This window comes from Halorubrum halophilum (assembly GCF_000739595.1).
GTDB lineage: Archaea > Halobacteriota > Halobacteria > Halobacteriales > Haloferacaceae > Halorubrum > Halorubrum halophilum.
Genome location: NZ_BBJP01000039.1, coordinates 38,858 through 56,882, shown reverse-complemented (window position 1 = coordinate 56,882; position 18,025 = coordinate 38,858). Strand labels below are relative to the sequence as shown.

Here is an 18,025-nt window from a genome sequence, read left to right as displayed (position 1 = left end):
CCGGCGTGTGGCGTCTCCCGTATGGACGCCGTGATACCCGCCGCGGGGCGGGGGAGTCGACTCGGCGAGCTCACCGACGACCGGCCGAAGGGGCTTATCGATGTGGCTGGGCGGGCGTTGCTCGCGCACGTGTTCGAGAATCGGCGGGTGCCGACGAACTAGTCGTGTCGTGGGCTACGAGCCGGGGCGAATCGTCGACCGGTTCGGCGACGCCTTCCTTGAACCACCACTGTCCGACATCTCGGAACCGGCGGTCTACGAGATTCGGGAGTGCTCGCTAACAGAGGCGTTCGAACAACGGACTCACCTAAATAGAAATCGTGATTTCAGAAACTACGATTTCTTCTCTGCAGGAGGTCAATGACTTGTCTGTAGACCGGTCCACCGATGGATCTTTATCGGTTACCGACGGATAGCTCTCTAGATGGCTTCTGCTGTCGGGTCCCGACTCGTCGCACTCGGAGTCTGTGTCGTCCTTCTCAGTGGGCTCTTTGTGCTTGCTGGCGGAGGATATCCAGCACCCACAAGTCCGGGGCCTGACCTCGCGGAGTCTGATGTAACACCAGCCGATTTGGCCGGCGACCATGTTGAGACCGGTGGCGTCGTGATCGCAACTGATCCTGTCATTATTGAGGTCACCGACGGCACCACCACACAACGCCTTCCTGTCGAGAATGCGCCGGACGTCGCCGTTGGGCAAGACATCATTGTCGATGGCACGCTCACGACCGACGGGACGCTTGCCGCAGATCGGGACCGGACAGTCGTTCGAGAGCCGTGGGAGACGACGTATATGTACGCGATCTCGGTGCTTGGCGCACTGTTCGTTGCGCTCCGGATCGCCGATGGGTGGCGATTCGATCCGGAGACAGTCACCTTCTCACCTCGGGACACACCACTTCACACCCGCTATCTGTCGGAGGATGAAGCCAGTGGCTGATCTCTTCACCCATATTTTGATTGGGTACACCCTCGCGATCGTATTCTCGTGGCGGTACGAGTGGATCTCCTATCCGTTCGTCACGGCGGTGATGATCGGATCGACGCTCCCCGATCTCAATCGGATTGATCTGGTACTCCCTGAGGAAACGATTTCAGTACTCTTGGGGCTGCCGTTCACGTGGAGCCCGCTCCACCGTGTCGGTGGCACGCTCCTCATTGTGTGTATTGGCGCACTCCTCGTCCCGAACGCGTATCGGCGTGTCGTGTTCGTTCTCTTGAGTGTTGGTGCCAGTTCTCACTACGTGCTCGATTTGCTGTTGTACAAGCCCTCCGGGATCACGAGTCCGTTGTTGTGGCCGTTCGTCACACATGGCCTTGTGGTCGATGGGTTGTATCTTAGCACCGATCGGTGGCCGGTCATCGCTGCGGCGGTGCTTGCTAGTCTCGTTTGGGTCGTCGATCGTCGCTTGATGCACACAGATCCAGACGCGTGATTATGTCCGACAGGCTGGACGGTGGATCGGTGATGTCGTGAAAGTCGTCGACGAGCACCTACAGAACCGTTCGGAAGACGCTCCATCGATCCAGTATCTGTGACGTCCAGCTCGAAGGACCGGATCGGTGTGGGATCGTTCGTGTACTCGTGTGCCTGCTCCAGTTTCGTTGCGACCACCGCCTCGTCCACCAGCTAGATGTCTCCTTTCGCAAGCCGGTCGATGAACTCGCGACGGTCCCGTTCCCAATCGGCGGCAGTTCGCTCGTATTCGGCGTCTATCCGCTCGCGGTAGACGTCGACGTCGGACGAGTCGTGGGTGTCCCCCCGGACTCGGGAGCCGAACAGGATCGCGAAGCGGACGTCCGTCTCCGCGAGATACTGGCGGATCGCCGCCACGTCCACGCCGCCGATCGCCGACCCACCGTGATTCGATCCGGCCATGTCAGGTACCTACGTGCCGGGCGACAAAACCGTTTGGTGAACGGTACGGTCGGCCGTCGGCTCGGAATCGATCGTCCGTCGAGCCGCGAACTGTGGGAGGGTCACGGGAAGCGACAGTCCCGTCGATGGGGGTAGGTGATCGGCGTGTGGCGTTTCCCGACATAGACGCCGTGATACCCGCCGCGGGTCGGGGGAGTCGACTCGGCGAGTTCACCGACGACCGACCGAAGGGGCTCGTCGAGTGGCGGGGCGACCGATACTCGCGCACGTGTTCGAGACGGCGGTTGAGGCCGGGGACGACGATCTGATCGTCGTTGTCGGGTACGAGGCGGCGCAGATCGTCGATCGGTTCGACGACGCCTTCGAGGGCGTCCCAATCACGTACGTTCACCAGCGTGATCGGCTAGGGCTTGGACATGCCGTGTTACGGAAGTTCGAGGAGAAAGCCTGGCGCTTCAGCGTGGGGATGAATCCGACAACCTCCACACGAACCACGTTTGACGTTCGGACGGGTATTTTAAGTGAGTGGTTGTCGTCCGAAGAGGTAACCGAGGCGGCCTGTCCGCCCACCTAATTGGACAATATCGGGATTCCTCGATTCCACACAGAAAGCATCCTTTCTGTGCTTGGAGTTCGGGATGCAGGCAGTACAAGTATCTCTGAATCCCATACCGGGATAGGAGTAACGGCTGGTTGGCACAGCCAGTAGCCGCCTTTCGAGGCCGCTACAAACCGTAACCATCCCAACCCAGCGGTGCGGTGCCGTGGGAATCTTCGCCCTTCAGGGCGGAGAGGATGTCAAAGGCGGAACCGCACGTCAACGGGACGTTCCTCCTTATTGGGGATAACGTATTTCGCGAGGACGTCCGGCTCGCGGTTGAGGCTGTGGCGGGCGCAGACGCCGTCTTGGCGGTTGAAGAGGTTTCAGTCGAAGTTGCGGCGACGACCGGTGTGATCCGGACGGATAAGACGGGACGTGTGACGGGGATCGTCGAGAAGCCGACGGGCCCGCCGTCGACACTGGTCACGACCGGGTGTTACGTCCTCCCCGAGGACGTGTTTCACGCCTGTGCGTTGCTTCGACCATCGGCCGAGGGCGAGTACCAGTTGAGCGAGGCCGTGGGGTTGTTGGTGCGGGCGGGGTACGAGGTGGCGACGGTTCGGGTGGGTGAGTGTGTGAACGTGAACACGCTCGAAGACGTGGCACGGGAGAGCGAGTTGATCGAGTGAGCGCAGACTACGTCTCACGACCTCCGATTCATCAGCGTTCGTCCGACTGCTCGCTGTGTCACTGACTCGGTCGTTCTCGGATGGTCTCGCTGAAGAAGTAGATATATTTCTACTGCCAAAGATATATATCTGTTGAGGTCGTCTCCGAGAGTATGTCAGGGGACTCTACGTGGGACCCGGCGTCGTCGAACGGGCGCGAGGAGACGCGACAACAGTGGAAGCGTGAGCGAACCACGTTTCAGCGGGTGTACGACATCATAACCGGCGTCACGGACTATACGAAAGCGAGCGCGATCGCCGATCGTGCGGACTGCTCTACTGACGGGGCTCGAGACGCGCTCACCCAACTGGTGGAGATGGGCATCGTCGACCGACGTGGGAGCCGTCCGGCGGAGTATCGACGCAACGAGTCGTATTTTCAGTGGAAGCGCGTCGAACGGCTAGCCGACGAACATACTCATGCGGAACTCCGGGAGCGCTTGGATCAGCTCCTCGAGGAGGACGCTGACCTCCAGCGTTCCTTCGGTGTTCCCTCCCCGGATTCCGTCGAGGTCGCTCGGATAGAGGACGGCGATCACGCAGCGGTCCATGATCGACTCGAGTCGCTGTCTCGGTGGCGAACGGTCCGACACGATATCGAACTCCTCCAGCGGGCCGTCTCGCGGGCAGCCGATCGGCAACGTGATGGTGGCGACCTCGGTGCGTCTGCCTGATCCGGAAGGACATGCCGGACGAAACACTCCCCGATGACGTGCCTGCCGGTGGTCGACTCGACCGGACGACGATGCGGACGCTCGGCCGACGGGCAGCGACACATCCGCTCGTCGATTCGTGGGCGTTCGAACCCGACTCGATCTCGCCGCGCTCACTCGTGATCTCGCTCGACTCGACCGCGTATCCTGACGCGGTCGACACCGCACGGATCGATATCCACTGGTTCGTCACGAATGACTACTACGTCCACTACGTTGAGACTCGTGGCACGTCTCGCTACCAATGCCGGTGGGACCGCCATCCGAAGACGGACGCACCCAGAACACACGTTCATCCACCCCCGGACGCCGGCGATGCGGAACCATCAGCGCTTGGCGCCCACCACCTCGACGTGTTGTTCACGGTTCTCGACCACGTCACCGAACGCGTCGAGACGCTCCATGACGACGTGGATCACTCCGCGTGAATTCCCTCCGGGTCACGCCCCGAAACACTCGGCCTGCTCTGCCCGTGGATCGAGGAGAAAGTCGGAGCAGTACTACTCACGTACGTCCCAGAAGCGATCGCGAACCGACGGCAGAGCGGAAGCCTCCGGCGTGATCCGGGCGAACGAGACGGGGCGCGTGACGGGGAAAGACTGTTAATAGCTGTTAACGGTGGTGGGAACACTTATACACACACAGATGGTGTCTCTCTGTATGAGCAGTATGGAGCACGCGGATGACCGCGGGGCGAAGAAGGAACTCCGGAAGGAACACCCGAGCGGGTGGCTCTACCTCACGCAGCACGATGCGATCCCGATTCTCGTCGACGCGTTGCTCGATCTTCCGCCGAACCGCGAGTTCAACAAAACCGAACTCGCAGAACACGCCGGCGTCACGCGCCAGACCGTTGGCAACTACACCGACCTCTTGTGTGAGGTCGAACTCATCGAGGAAGTTCCGAACACGTCACCACGCCGGTATCGGGTCGCGGACAGCGATGTCGTCCGTGAGCTCTTCGAGTTGAATAGTGCGCTCAACAGCGTCGGCGAGTAGTCGCTGCCCACGAGGAGCACTCCGATACTCACGCCGGTGTTCGGAGCCGTGGTTCGCAGCCTCGTTAACGGGTGCTTCCGGAGCGCGCCAGTCGATTCCCGGGGCGGAGACTCGGGACCGGAGACGCGTTCGACGAGCTGTACCAACAGTTCGATCGCATCGGGGGGACGCACCGCGTCGTGTGCGACGAGATCGACCATCTGGAGGACGCGAACACGCTGCTGTACGAGTCTGGCACGAACGTGAGCGAACGGTCACATCACACCCCACTGCGTCAGGTGTTCGACCGGAGTGACGCTCGCGTTCGAACAGGAGACCCCGGAGCGGATCCGCGATGTGTACCCGCTGTATCGACGTATCGCGGACGCTTCCGAGTTAGATCGCGTGCGGTGGCGGTGACGAGGGACACACCTCGTTTCGTCTGTCCCGGGAGGACCCCGGTAGGATTCTCTCGATTCCCACTCGCTCACCAGCAAAGCGAGAGAGTCCGTTTCGATCTCGTCGCTGCTGTCGAGGACGATCTCGGGGGCGAAATCGAGGCCGTATTCGTCGTACCGGCCGCCGCTCTCGCCGCGATTCCGGTCGGTCCGTTAGAGGAACCCGAGCATGTGGCGATCCGAGAGGTGGATGCGTTTCAGCGTCGTGAGTGGGTCCACGGCGTGTGCGTTCGTCACGCGCTCGTACCGTTTTGATCGTCTTCGACCGGGCTGGCGTCGCGCCTCGTTGTTCGAGGGACGCGAGCGTTTCGAGCAGCAGGTGGGCGTACTGGGTCCGGTCTCGAATTCGGTTGCGCAACCGACCGCGCTGGACGAGGTCCTGGGCCTCGACGATGTGCGAGTCGTCGATAGCGTCGTCGCCGCGCTGCTTCGTCACTTCGCTGCCGGCTCTGAGGAGAGAGCAAGCGAGCGAGTCGGTGGGATGAGCGCTCGACACCCCACTGTGTCGAGTGTTACTTCGATTCATTTGGCACGGATGTGACATCCTCCTCGCCGTAAACGGCGAGGCTTCCCGTACCGCAGGTGGGATATTTGCTGGTCTACGACACGACCTGTTCTCTCGTGTGAAACGTCCCGCTCTCGCGGTCGAACAAGTGTGTCGATGGCTGTGCCACACAGCCGTTACTCCTATCCTCGCCGTGAGGACTCGGAGTTATCTTCTGACGCATATTCTCCGCCCCGTTACAGTCCGCGTTGGCTACCAACTCGCACGACGAGCAGACGTACAGGCCACGTTCGACGCGGTTCGATTTCGTCTCGTCTCCACAGCGGGAACACGTTTTCGAGGTGTTCCACTCGTTTTCTTTCAGCACCTCCACACCGCGCATCTCGCCTTTGTATTCGAGGTACTGGTAGATGCGGTCGAACGCCCATGAGTGTAGTTTCTTATTCCCGGTTTTGCCCCAGTCCGATTCTCGGACGTCTTCAGGCCAACTCACCGCGAGCGTGCCGACACCGCGTTCGACACACTCCGTGATGATCGTGTCCGTGAGAACGTGGTAGAAGTGAGTTTCACGCTCTGCGAGTTTCTGACGCGCCCACATTGACTTCTCTGATGGACCGTTCTCACCCTCTGTGCCGTACTCTGCGCGTGTGAAGTAGTGCTTGTCTTCTTTGAGCGAGTTGCCGGGGTACAGGACGTATTCGTCGGGGAAGGCGATCGTGGCGATATTCGTAATTCCGAGGTCGATCCCCGCAACACCGTCGCCTGCTGTGTCGGCAGATTCGAGCTCGACTTTACAAACGAAGTGGAGTTCCCATTCGTCACCGTTCCAGACAGCACGAACGTTCTGTACGCTGTTGACCTCTGAGAGGTCAACGTCTGGCCGGGTCTGGTACTCACAAAGCAGGAAATCTGAGAAGTGTTCTTTCAGATTCGAGCCTTTCGAGAGTCGGACCCGGTCGTTCTCAGGGTCGTGTTTGAACCCGTCTTCTTTGAACGTCACCGTGGAACGTGGTCGAGTGTCTCCGCGCTTGCGGTAGCCGGGGGGATTCGCCTCACTGGAGTTGTGTCGCAGATCGAACCAAGACTGGAAAGCGTCAGAAAGTTCTTCGATGACTTTCTGACTGGATTGTGCGTTCAAGTCTTTCCAGCACGGCTGGTTCTTCATGTACGATTTCAGCGTTCCTGAATCGGGAATTTCGCCAGTCTCGTCCCAGACACGGTCAGCGGTCCATCGTGCGACGTTCCATATTTTGGAGGCGGAGTCTCCGAGCGAATCAAGACCATCGCAGACCTGGTAGTGGTTCTGGATGGAACCAACGTAGGTGCGTGTGGCCTTAATCGCCATACATAGTCTATGTAGACAAATTTACTTAATGGTGTGGATGAGCGTGGAATATCCGACCTGCCGTCCATAATGGATCGTGTCAGCGTTGTCGGATTCACTCCCGGCGTAAACGCCGGGATTCTCTCCTCGTAGAAAGATAGACACACTCGGTACCGAGTGAGATTGCTGGTCTCGACCGTTGATTCCTTCGGCAGTCGTACATCTCGTCCTTAGATGACCGTTGATTGTCCGTTTGGTGTCGGTCACGTGGGTTGATCGTCGCTGGCGCCACCGAGAGACACACCACGCACCGAGTGAAACTGATTGTTTGAGCCCACAGCGTATGGATGTCACACACCTCGTACCGAGTGTGGATACTTGATCCGTTACTGCCGATCGAGGCCCTTCGTGACGATTTCAGGTGAACGCAGAAGCCGGTGGACGCGATAGCTTCCCTCCTTATGCCCACCGCCGGTATGTTCGCTTTCGGTCACACCGAGAAACGCCTGCTCTTTGAGAAGTCGCTGGACACGATCATAGCTCAGCGGAGAAGTATCGACCTCGTCGGCGATATTCGTATACATATCATACACTTCCGCCGTCCGGAACTGCTGACGATCAGTCTGTTCAGTGAGGAGCGCAAGCGCGCGGAGTATATGCTTGACATGGGGTGGTTGTCCGCTCACGAGTTTCTGGAAGCGATTGATTTCTGCTTTCTCAAGCGCGGCATCCACATGCGCTTCAGTGACGTGTTCGGCCCGCTCCTTCTCAGCGAGCCGCCCTGCTTCATACAACATATCGATCGCTTTTCGTGCATCTCCGTGCTCGCGTGCGGACAAGGCCGACGTTTTCGGAATAACCTCGTCTTCAAGCACATCCTCGGCGAAGGCGTCCCGACGCCGTGTCAAAATGGCCTCCAACTGGCGGGCATCGTACGGATCGAACACGAGTTCGTTATCCTGGAGCGAGGAATCGACCCGTTCGCTCAACCGTTCTCGGTATTCGATCTTGTTGCTGATACAGATCGCTCCGATGAATGCGTCAGCTTTCCCGCTTTCTTGGGCGCGCGAGATGCTCCGTAGCAGTTCATCGCCGTCCAGCTTGTCGATTTCGTCGAGTATCACGAGAAAGGCATCAACGTTGGCGTCATCAATCATCTCCCACACGATATCGCGATAATCTGCTGCGCCAATTCCCTTGCGGGGGATCGACCGTTCGCCAACCGAGTTCTCGACTGTACTGTGTAGATCACGAGCCATTTGGCGGCTCGCCTGTGTTTCCGTGCCGTAATCCGAACAGTCGATGTAGGCGTGAGCGAACGTGACGTCATTTTGTTTAGCTCGTCTCGTGGCCTCACGACAGACACACCTCGTAACGAGTGATTTTCCGGTTCCAGTCTTCCCATAGACGATCGTCGTTTCCGGAGGCCCACCTCGGATTGCCGGAGCGAGGGCACTGCCGATCGCATCGATCTCATCGTCTCTGCCAACCACACGCTCGAGATCAGGAACGTGCCCGACCCGGACCAGTTTTCGATCCCGAAAGATCTCCCCGGTCTCGAAGATATCGCCGCGATTCGTCATACAGGGATCTGATCTTCAACTCATAAAATACTACCGACCTCGTACCGAGTGAGATATACAGAATAGGTACTTTGAGTTTTCTACGCTGTCTTTGAGTTATGTATATATACTATATTGATTGGTTCTACACACCAGAAACCGAGTGATATTCGCAAACGTCGTGCTACTGGCCGAGCAATTTGGGTCTTAGTGAAGAGTATGGACGTTTGCGGTCTGTTCAAATTCGGGGGAACTCACTCGGTAGAAGGTGTGTCTGCGAACCTGAAATCTGGTTGGGGTATCGTTCTAACTGAACGAGGTCACGCTGGCTGCGCTCTACTGTTTCAGCAGGTGTCACTCGGTGCGACGTGTGTGACGACGGTTTGACGGGGTTTCATCTCTTAATTTCACTCGGTATACGGTGTGTCCCTCGTACTGCCCACCCGAAGAGCCCGACGTTGTCAGTACGAGTTCGACGTCGACCTCGATATTGTCGGCGACGTCGTTCGGGATTTCGATTCTATCGGGCTCCCGACGGGCGTGGCGACACGGATCACGTGACCCAGTGAGTTCGGTTAGCGCTTGTTCGGACGGTCCCGGGTGATTCTGCTCGAACATTCGACACGGTGGGGTCTCAGAAGAGCGCGTCTACTCAGTCTCGGAAAGAACACTTGACACGGTGGGGTGGGGGTGGCGATGAATGCGACAGGGTGCGGTCGGTCTTCAGTCCGTCCGATCCCGCGGAACTGCGAACGATTCTGGAGCATCGGGCGGACCGCGCCTTCGTGGACGGAGCGTGTGACACATCGGAGATTGCGAAGGTGGCCGCGCTGACCACACAGGACATGGGGAACGCACGGCAGGCACTCAACCTGCTCCGTGTCGGAGTGGAGCTGGCCGAACAGAATGATGTGGCGCCGGTCAGGGATGAGCACATCGAGACCGCGCGAGAACGAGTACAGCGTAGTTGGATGGCGAACAAGATCTGAGACCAAACCGAACAGGTGCAGTGAACGCACCCCGGGGTCAAGCCCCGGGGCAGTCGCCTCGGTCGCCTGTACATCCTGGAAGCGATCGCGATCTTCCAGACCAGCGTAGAGGTTCGGGCACGATCGAAGGCGATCCGGCGAATGTACGAGCGGGTTGTCGACTCACATGCCGCGTCGACAGCGGAGACGCAGAAGAACATCTTGGACCCTTCCGATCGGCAGCAGTCGGGAACACGGGGGAAGCGTTGGTGGCGGGTGTGTTCTCGGTTCGACGACTGCCCTGATGCCATCGCGTTCAGGCTGGAGGTGTTCGGGTTCGACACTGACGACCTCAACCTATCTTTTTTCAAGGCGAGAATCCCGCCCTTTAGGGCGGGCGTGAAGCCGACAACCCCTACACGAACCATCGTCGGTTGCAGGCCGAATACCCCACGACTGCAAACTTTTATTAGAATTGGGTGTATGGAAATCAGTGTGACCAAATGAAGTACAACCTCGAAACCGGGTCGCACACGGTCCACGCGCTCCAATACCACTTCGTGACCGTTACGAAGTACCGCGCAGACCTCCTCACCGACGAAATCGCAGAACGCGTCGGGGAGATTGCCAGCGACATCTCAGAAGACTTCGGCGTGAACATCCAGGACGTCAACGGCGGTTCCGACCACGTTCACATCCTGTTCACGGCGAAGCCAACGACCGACCTCACCAAGTTCATCAACTCGCTCAAGGGCGTCACGTCCCGCAAAATCCGTGACGAGAACCCCGAGGTTCGGCAGGCACTCGACAAAGCGTTCTGGCAACCGGGGTACTTCCTCGCCACCACCGGTCAAGTGAGCATCGACGTACTCATGAAGTACGTCGAGGAGCAGTAGCGTGTCTCCGACTGTCACGAAGACGTTGCAGGCGACGTTCGCGCCACCCACCGCACACAAGCAGTCGAAACTCAACGACCTGCTCGAAACGTACCGTGACGGCCTACAAGAAGCGTTCGACGCCGGGGCGAGTACCATGTCGGCGGTGAGCGACATCGTGACGCCCTACGACCTGCCGTATCAGGCCAAAGCCGCTCTCTGCAACTACGTCCCGAAACTTCGCAAGACGTACAACGCCAAGGAGTTGGACGACGGCCACCCGATACGGCTCACCAACCAAGCCGCGAAGTTCGACCACTCTGAAGACCGCGACTACGAGTTTACGTGGTGGGTTCCACGGGCGGGCCGGGGGACGAATTTCTGGATACCGCTCCGCATCAACCCCGAACAGGAAGACCTCTGGCACGATCTCGTATCGGAGGATGCGAAGGCTGGTGAGATACGGCTTCAGAAGCACCGGCAGAACTGGGTACTGCACGTCACCGTCGAGTACCCGGTTGAAGAACCAGCGACAGACGGTGACGCCACGCACATCGGCTTAGACATCGGAGAAACCGCCCTCATCACGGGCTGTGCCCTCAAGGACGGTTCTCCGACTGACCCGTTCGTGTGTAGCGGAAGCAGAGCGAAGCATCTCCGCAAAGAGATGCACACGACCCTGAAACGACTCCAAGAGCGTGACGCATCCGAGTGGCGGATTGAAGACCGCTTCTCGCACTACCAGAACGCGCTCACCGACATCGTGGAGAAAGCGTCTCGGCAAGCCGTTGAGTACGCCCGACAGTTCGAGAATCCGGTGTTGGTGATGGAGGACTTGACGTACATCCGTGAGCGTCTCGACTACGGGAAGTACATGAACCGTCGGCTTCACTCGTGGGCGTTTGCCCGACTGCAAGGACGCATCGAGGACAAGGCAACGGAAGCAGGCATCCCAGTCGAGTACGTGAATCCGGCGTACACCTCGCAAACGTGCCAGTCGTGCCAACGCATCGGTCGGCGAGACTCCCAAGCCGAGTTCCGGTGTCCGCACGAGGACTGCCACGTTTCGACGTTTCAGGCGGACATCAACGCTTCCGCGAATATCGCACGACGGGTTGACCCGTGGGGAGAGAGCGTCTCGCTTGACAAGGCGGAACGCGATGACTCACCTCGGGATGGGAGCGGTTGTGACACCGCCACGACTCACCGTGAGAAGAGCGTACCAGCGCAGATGACGCTCACGGCCTACGAAGAGTCGAAACCCTCTGCCAGCGACGACTGACTGGTATTCCCCATGCATGGGAAGCCTCGCCGTTTACGGCGAGGAGGATGTCACGATCACTGTCCTCCGAGGTGGTGTCATCGCGACGGAGGTTGTAAGCGTAATCGAGGACTTTGAGAGGAGACATGACTAGGATGTTGCTATCTTCACAGACAGTAGACGAGCGGTCGGGACAGCCTGTGGTTCCCCACGGCATGTACCGACCATACACAGAACGCGAGCACGCTACATGACGACAGTCGTGACGTGCCGGTCGTTCCACGGACGTTGGTGGTACGCATTCTCGTATACAGGCAGATCCGGTGGCCGGGCGTAGGACGCGGTTCGGTGATCTCACCGACGAGCGAGAAGCGGTTCGTCGACGTGGCGGGGCAGCCCCTCCCCACGTACCCAACGACGACGGTCGACGCCGAGAGCGACGACCTGGTCGTCGTCGGGTACGAGGCGGCACAGATCGTCGACCGGTTCGACGCCGCCTTCGAGGGTGTTCCGATCACGTACGTCCACCAGCGCGAGCGGCTGGGGATCGGGCACGCCATGTTGCAGGCAGAGCCGCACGTCGACGGGATATTCCTGCCCGCGAACGGCGACCGTGTTTTGCGAGGGTGTTCAGCCTGTGGGCGAGGCTACGACCGATTCCGATGCTGTCCTCGCGGTTGAGGGGTCTCAGCTGCGATCGCGGCGACGACGGGCACGAGCCGGACGGACAAAGCGGGGCACGACGAGAATCGTCGAGAGGCCGGCGGACCCGCCGTCGACGCTGGTCACAATCAGCTGTTACATTCTGCCGGAGACGGCTTTCACACCTGTGTGCTGTTCCAGCCGTCGGCCTGTTGGTTCATGCGGGTATGACGTTGAAACCGTCCGGCTCGCTGAGCGCGTGAACGTGAACACGCCTGAAGACGTGGAGTTGACGGCCGAGTTAGTACGTGAAGAGCGAGAAATCTCGGTCAAGCGTCGGGATGGATCGCGAGACGAGACCGACGACATTATTCGGATCGCCGCCAGAAATCGAACAACTTACCGTTATGTCATCGTCAGATCCCGAACCGGTCTCCAGACGCGAGAAACTCGACGCCCTCCGCGATGTTGCGAAGTACAATCCGACGTACACGGCGGCAGTGGTCGTGCTTGGAATCATCGCTGCGGTGCTGGAGGGCGTCGGCCTGAGCTTCATCCTCCCAATCGTCGAACTCGTCCAGCTCGAAGACCCCGCTGCAGAGGCGGAAGGAATCCTCGCGGTGTTCGTCACGGGCTATCAGGCACTCGGGATCCCCTTCACGCTGGGCTACGTCGTTGTCGGCGTGTCTGCCGTAATGGTTGCGCGATACACGACCAGCTTCGCGGTCGCGTGGTTCCGGGAGGCACTGCGAACCTACTACATCCGGGACCTCCAGACGCGAGCGTTTCGGAACGCGCTGAACGCGCGGGTGGTGTACTTCGATCAGGAGGGCTCCGACGACATTCTGAACGCGATCGTCACGCAGACGAATTATGCGGGACGAGTGATCGATCAGGGAATCAAGTTCACTCAGCAACTCTTTCTCGCCGGCGTGTACTTCGCTGTCGCGCTCATTATCGCGCCGGTTCTAACAGTTATTACAGGAGTTGTCCTTGGAGGGTTCTCAGTCTTCTTCCGACGAGTCCTTGACTCGGGATATGATGTTGGAGAGAAGGTCGCCGAAGCGAACGAGATGCGACAGGAGGCCGCACAGGCTGGGACCCAAGGCATCCGTGACGTGCGGATCTTCGGGCTTGCCGAGGAGCTATTCGAGGACTTCACGGATGCAATTGAGCAATTCACCGAGTCACGGATCGTCCTCCGGCGCAACGAGGCGGCGATCAACAACTTCTACAACCTCGTCGTTGCGGTGTCGGTGTTCGTGCTCATCTATCTCGCATTGACGTTCGCGAATCTCTCAGTCGGTGAACTCGGCGTCTTCCTCTTCGCGATGTTCCGACTCGGGCCGAAGGCGAGCCAGGTGAACACGCTGTACTACAAGGTCGAGAACAATCTGCCGCATCTCGTCCGTACCGTTCAGTTCACCGACGAGCTGGCGACGTACAACGAACCGACCGGCTCGAGTCGAGAAGTCCCTGAGGAGGTCCGTGAAGTCGAGTTTGACGGTGTTCACTTCTCGTACGGCAATGAAGAGGAAGTGCTCCGTGGGATCGACTTCACCGTCGAGAAGGGCGATTTCGTCGGCTTTGTCGGTCAGTCAGGGGCAGGGAAGTCGACGATTGTCTCACTTCTCGCTCGGCTGTACCCAGTCGATAAAGGCGAAATCAGAGCGAACGGGATCCCGATCGACGAGATGGACATCGCGGAGTGGCGCGACCGGCTCTCGATGGTCAGACAGGATCCGTTCATCTTCAACGACACGCTCCGGTACAACCTAACGCTCGGGAACCGAGAGGTGTCGGATGAAGAACTCGACCGCGTGTGTTCGATCGCGAAGGTTGACGAGTTCATTGACGAACTTCCGGATGGGTACGATTCGTTGTTAGGTGACGACGGAGTTCGGCTGTCGGGTGGACAACAGCAACGCGTTGCGCTCGCGCGAGCGCTCCTCGAGGATGCCGACGTGTTGATCCTTGACGAGGCAACGAGCGACCTCGACTCAAATCTGGAAAAGCAGGTTCAACAAGCGATCGAAGAGATGGATCGAGACTACGCCATCGTAACGATCGCTCACCGGTTGTCGACGGTGAAGAACGCTGATCGGATCTATACGATAGAGGAGGGGCGAGTCACAGAGACCGGACAGCACGCCGAACTGGTTGAGAAGGACGGAAAGTACGCGGAGCTGTACGGAATCCAAGCGAGTCGGTAGCGAATTGAGTTTTTGATGCGAAGGACGGTCTTGATTTCTCAGTAGAGGTATCGATCGGATTCAATAGCTTGATTGGTACCCTCTAGAAGATACAGGGTAGATGATTAACGGAAACACCGTACTATTGACCGGTGGGGCAGGATCGGTCGGTCGATCCCTCGTTCCTCGGTTACTCGATCGGGATCCCCAAACCCTTCGGATCCTCGACAACAGCGAATCCGGGCTAGCATCGTTGAAATCGGATATTTCCGACGAGCGCTGTCGATTCTTCGCTGGGAACATCCGGGACAGTGACCGTCTCTCACGAGCGATGGCTGGCGTGGATGTCGTCTTCCACACGGCAGCGATGAAACACGTCGACATCTGTGAGTACAACCCGTTTGAGGCGGTGAAGACGAACGCGCTCGGCCTCCAGAACGTCGTCGATACGGCCATCGACGCGAACGTCGATCGCTTCGTCTTCACGAGCAGCGACAAAGCGGTCGATCCGGCCAACACGATGGGTACCACGAAACTGCTCGGAGAAAAGCTCGTCACGGCCGGAAACACCTACAGCGGGGGGAGCGACATCGACCTCGCGTCCGTCCGGTTCGGGAACGTAATCAAGTCCTCGCAATCTGTAATCCCGCTCTTTACCGAACAGATTGCTGAAGGTGGACCGGTCACCCTGACAGATGAACGGATGACTCGATTTTTCCTCACGTACGAAGACGTGTTCGATCTCGTTACCGGGGCCGCCAAAAAGACCACCGGCGGTGAGGTGTTCGTCTACAAAATGCCGGCCATCCGGATCCCTGACTTGGCGGATGCGATGATCGAGACGCTCGCACCGCAGTACGGATACGGGCCGAGCGACATCGAGATCGAAGTCATCGGTCCCCGTCCGGGAGAGACGTTCCACGAGGAGATCATGACCAACCGCGAGTCTCTCCGAGCCTACGAGAACGGCTCGATGTACGCGATCCTTCCGGAGGCGACCGAAACCCGGACGCCGGACCCGCCGGAGGGGTTCGAGAAAGTGGACGATATCGTGTTGTCCTCGAAGGACGCGGAGAAGCTTTCGAAAAGCGAAATCGTCTCACTCTTGGAGACGAAAGATTCTCTCGAGACGATCAATGAGTGAAACAGTCGCGATCACCGGCGCTGCGGGATTCATCGGTCGCTGGGTCGTAGCAGAGCTCCTCGATCGAGGACACACCGTCTACGGGCTCGACGACTTCTCGAACGGTTCGGAACGGAACATCGAGGAATTCCGAGACGACGACGCGTTCCACATCTACGAAGGGGACGTTCGATCTCGCGAGGACATCGGCCGACTCTTCGAACACGACGTGGACGCGTGTATCCACCTCGCCGCCGAGATCGACGTTCAAGAGAGTCTGGAGGATCCGGGGGCACACTTCGAATCGAACGTGATTGGTACCCAGAACGTCCTCGAGGCGTGCCGGGAGGACGACACGCGACTCGGACTCATTGGAACCTGTATGGTGTACGACATGGTCGACTCGGGGGCCGGGATCAGCGAGGACCACCCGACGAAACCCGCCTCGCCGTACGCCGGGTCGAAACTGGCTGCCGAGGACTTGGCCGAAGGCTACTACCACGGGTACGACCTCCCGGTCACGATACTGCGCCCGTTCAACACGTACGGCCCGTACCAGAAGACCGGCATGGCGGGCGGCGTCGTGTCGATCTTCACGAGCCGCGACATCCAAGGGAATCCGCTGAAGATCTTCGGTGACGGAACCCAGACGCGGGACCTGTTGTACGCGACGGACTGTGCTCGGTTCATCGTCGAGGGAACGTTCAGCGACGAGACCGTCGGCGAGGTGATCAACGCGGGGACGGGAACCGACGTGTCGATCAACGATCTCGCGGAGCTGATCGCGACCGACGGAACGGAGATCACGCACGTGGAACACCACCACCCGCAAAGCGAGGTTCAGAAGCTGCTCTGTGACCCGACGAAGGCGAAGGAGATGCTCGATTGGGAGCCGGTGGTCACGCTCGAGGAGGGAGTCTCCCGCCTCCGGACGTGGCTCCGTGATCGCGAGGACATCGCAGGATGACGGGCGACCTTCCAGCACACTACGGCGGCGAGCCGATCCGCGAGGACGTGTTGGGGTACGGCTCACAGAGTATCAGCGAAGCGGAGAAGGAGGCGGTCGCGGAAGCCCTGGAGGGCGATTACATCACGCGCGGGCCAACCGTCGAGGCGTTCGAGGAGCGAGTGGCCGATCTCGTCGGCGTGGACCACGCGATCGCGGCGACGTCGGGGACGACGGCGCTTCACCTCGCGGGGCGTGCGGCCGGGTTCGACTCCGGCGACGAAGTGATCACGACACCCCTCACGTTCGTTTCGACGGCACACGCGGCGACGTACTGCGGGGCGACGCCGGTGCTCGCTGATATCGACCCGCATCGACGAACGCTCGATCCGGACGCGGTTCGCGAGCGGATCTCTCCTGAGACGGAAGCGATCGTTCCGATGCACTACGGTGGTCATCCGGCGGACATCGAGGGACTCCTCGAGGTCGCCGACAAACACGACTTGACCGTGATCTGGGACGCGTGTCACGCGTTCGGTGGGACCTGGAACGGCGAGCCGATCGGCGCACAGCGCGACATGGCGGTCTTCAGTTTCCATCCGGTGAAGAACGTCACCACCGGCGAGGGGGGGACGGTCGTCACGGACAACGACGAGCTCGCGGAACGGCTTCGACGACTGCGGTCGTTCGAAATGGACTACTGTCCGGAGGGCCACGAGGACGAGCCCTGGTACCAGGTTTCAGACGGCGTCGGCTACAATTACAACGTGACGGACATCCAGGCGGCGCTCGGGCTCGCACAACTGGATCGGCTCGAGACGTTCAAGACGCGTCGCGACGAGATCATCTCGGCATACGATGCGGCGTTCGCGGACGTGCCTGGACTCCGAACGCCACCAGAGACGACGAACGCGGACCCGATGTATCACCTGTACGCCGTCGAGATCGGAGAGGGGTTCGGGTGTGACCGGAAAGAGTTCGTCAACGCGCTACATGCTGAGAACCTGGGCGTACAAGTCCACTACGTTCCGCTCCACTACCACCCGTACTTCCAGGAGGAGTTCGGATTCGAACGAGGGGAGTTCCCCGAGACGGAGAGGGTGTACGAGGGATTGGTAAGTCTCCCGCTCCACGCGGAGATGGATGACGAAGATGTCGAGGACGTGATCTCTGCCATGCGCCGACTACACAAGTACCACGCGTAACGCCTCTAGAAGCAGTTTCTCGATAGATCGTCGGTTCTCAAGGATCGCGATATCGAGGCGTCATGGTTCGATCGGATGATTTTATTCGTTCGCTCGTTGGAGAAACGGTATGGCCGAATTTTACA

Annotated in this window: 20 protein-coding genes; 17 read left to right on the top strand and 3 right to left on the bottom strand. The window is 59.4% G+C overall.

The genetic code is table 11. From position 1 onward, the window contains the following. Nucleotides 1–21: 21 nt before the first annotated feature. Genes ACP96_RS19590 through ACP96_RS12950 form a run of 4 tightly spaced genes read left to right on the top strand, consistent with a single transcriptional unit; the run spans nt 22 to nt 1,436 of the window. Complete coding sequence (locus tag ACP96_RS19590; protein WP_237561657.1) at nt 22–162, top strand: NTP transferase domain-containing protein; 141 nt, start codon at nt 22–24, stop codon at nt 160–162. A 7-nt stretch (nt 163–169) separates the two neighbouring features. After that, nucleotides 170–364: a hypothetical protein gene (locus ACP96_RS19585; RefSeq protein ID WP_237561656.1), complete on the top strand. Its 195-nt coding sequence runs from the start codon at nt 170–172 to the stop codon at nt 362–364. A 60-nt stretch (nt 365–424) separates the two neighbouring features. Beyond that, nucleotides 425–940 (top strand): hypothetical protein, encoded by a 516-nt coding sequence (locus ACP96_RS12955; RefSeq protein WP_050033604.1) that lies wholly within the window; start codon nt 425–427, stop codon nt 938–940. Then, the gene (locus ACP96_RS12950; protein WP_050033667.1) at nt 933–1,436 is read left to right on the top strand and encodes a metal-dependent hydrolase; all 504 of its coding nucleotides are present in this window, start codon (nt 933–935) and stop codon (nt 1,434–1,436) included. Before ACP96_RS12955 ends, ACP96_RS12950 begins: the two co-directional genes overlap by 8 nt. Nucleotides 1,437–1,630: 194 nt before the next feature. On the opposite strand, the gene ACP96_RS12945 is transcribed toward ACP96_RS12950, so the two are convergent. Beyond that, complete coding sequence (locus ACP96_RS12945; protein WP_050033603.1) at nt 1,631–1,879, bottom strand: nucleotidyltransferase domain-containing protein; 249 nt, start codon at nt 1,877–1,879, stop codon at nt 1,631–1,633. 268 nt (nt 1,880–2,147) lie between these two features. On the opposite strand from ACP96_RS12945, the gene ACP96_RS19580 reads away from it, so the two are divergent. The 5 genes from ACP96_RS19580 to ACP96_RS12920 all read left to right on the top strand — a co-directional run bounded on the left by ACP96_RS19580 (nt 2,148) and on the right by ACP96_RS12920 (nt 4,860). Continuing rightward, nucleotides 2,148–2,453, top strand: a complete 306-nt coding sequence (locus ACP96_RS19580) for a hypothetical protein (RefSeq protein ID WP_154020470.1) — start codon at nt 2,148–2,150, stop codon at nt 2,451–2,453. A gap of 221 nt (nt 2,454–2,674) precedes the next feature. Then, on the top strand, nt 2,675–3,109 hold the full coding sequence (locus tag ACP96_RS17915; RefSeq protein WP_082222538.1) for a sugar phosphate nucleotidyltransferase: 435 nt from the start codon (nt 2,675–2,677) through the stop codon (nt 3,107–3,109). A 152-nt stretch (nt 3,110–3,261) separates the two neighbouring features. Further along, nucleotides 3,262–3,822: a DUF7342 family protein gene (locus ACP96_RS17910; RefSeq protein ID WP_082222537.1), complete on the top strand. Its 561-nt coding sequence runs from the start codon at nt 3,262–3,264 to the stop codon at nt 3,820–3,822. Between the two features lie 11 nt (nt 3,823–3,833). Continuing rightward, nucleotides 3,834–4,289, top strand: coding sequence for a hypothetical protein (locus ACP96_RS12925; RefSeq protein WP_050033601.1), 456 nt, complete (start codon nt 3,834–3,836; stop codon nt 4,287–4,289). A gap of 232 nt (nt 4,290–4,521) precedes the next feature. Then, nucleotides 4,522–4,860 (top strand): hypothetical protein, encoded by a 339-nt coding sequence (locus ACP96_RS12920; protein WP_202593952.1) that lies wholly within the window; start codon nt 4,522–4,524, stop codon nt 4,858–4,860. A gap of 1,036 nt (nt 4,861–5,896) precedes the next feature. Here the strand turns inward: ACP96_RS12920 and ACP96_RS12905 are convergent. Beyond that, nucleotides 5,897–7,147, bottom strand: a complete 1,251-nt coding sequence (locus ACP96_RS12905) for an RNA-guided endonuclease InsQ/TnpB family protein (RefSeq protein WP_050033597.1) — start codon at nt 7,145–7,147, stop codon at nt 5,897–5,899. 365 nt (nt 7,148–7,512) lie between these two features. After that, nucleotides 7,513–8,709, bottom strand: coding sequence for a Cdc6/Cdc18 family protein (locus ACP96_RS12900; protein ID WP_050033596.1), 1,197 nt, complete (start codon nt 8,707–8,709; stop codon nt 7,513–7,515). Nucleotides 8,710–9,314: 605 nt separating this feature from the next. On the opposite strand from ACP96_RS12900, the gene ACP96_RS19920 reads away from it, so the two are divergent. The 8 genes from ACP96_RS19920 to ACP96_RS12855 all read left to right on the top strand — a co-directional run bounded on the left by ACP96_RS19920 (nt 9,315) and on the right by ACP96_RS12855 (nt 17,900). After that, nucleotides 9,315–9,677: a hypothetical protein gene (locus ACP96_RS19920; RefSeq protein WP_394296551.1), complete on the top strand. Its 363-nt coding sequence runs from the start codon at nt 9,315–9,317 to the stop codon at nt 9,675–9,677. A gap of 482 nt (nt 9,678–10,159) precedes the next feature. Continuing rightward, complete coding sequence (gene tnpA, locus ACP96_RS12885) at nt 10,160–10,552, top strand: IS200/IS605 family transposase (protein WP_050033593.1); 393 nt, start codon at nt 10,160–10,162, stop codon at nt 10,550–10,552. 1 nt (nt 10,553) lies between these two features. Next, nucleotides 10,554–11,813 (top strand): RNA-guided endonuclease InsQ/TnpB family protein, encoded by a 1,260-nt coding sequence (locus tag ACP96_RS12880; RefSeq protein ID WP_050033592.1) that lies wholly within the window; start codon nt 10,554–10,556, stop codon nt 11,811–11,813. Nucleotides 11,814–12,140: 327 nt separating this feature from the next. After that, entirely contained in the window at nt 12,141–12,473 is a 333-nt protein-coding gene (locus ACP96_RS19570) for a hypothetical protein (RefSeq protein WP_237561655.1), read from the top strand. Nucleotides 12,474–12,841: 368 nt separating this feature from the next. Next, on the top strand, nt 12,842–14,647 hold the full coding sequence (locus ACP96_RS12870; RefSeq protein WP_050033591.1) for an ABC transporter ATP-binding protein: 1,806 nt from the start codon (nt 12,842–12,844) through the stop codon (nt 14,645–14,647). A gap of 100 nt (nt 14,648–14,747) precedes the next feature. After that, the gene (locus ACP96_RS12865; protein ID WP_050033590.1) at nt 14,748–15,770 is read left to right on the top strand and encodes a polysaccharide biosynthesis protein; all 1,023 of its coding nucleotides are present in this window, start codon (nt 14,748–14,750) and stop codon (nt 15,768–15,770) included. After that, complete coding sequence (locus tag ACP96_RS12860) at nt 15,763–16,716, top strand: dTDP-glucose 4,6-dehydratase (protein WP_050033589.1); 954 nt, start codon at nt 15,763–15,765, stop codon at nt 16,714–16,716. Before ACP96_RS12865 ends, ACP96_RS12860 begins: the two co-directional genes overlap by 8 nt. Further along, nucleotides 16,713–17,900: a DegT/DnrJ/EryC1/StrS family aminotransferase gene (locus ACP96_RS12855; protein WP_050033588.1), complete on the top strand. Its 1,188-nt coding sequence runs from the start codon at nt 16,713–16,715 to the stop codon at nt 17,898–17,900. The genes ACP96_RS12860 and ACP96_RS12855 overlap by 4 nt, the downstream gene beginning before the upstream one ends. The last annotated feature ends 125 nt before the right edge of the window (nt 17,901–18,025 follow it).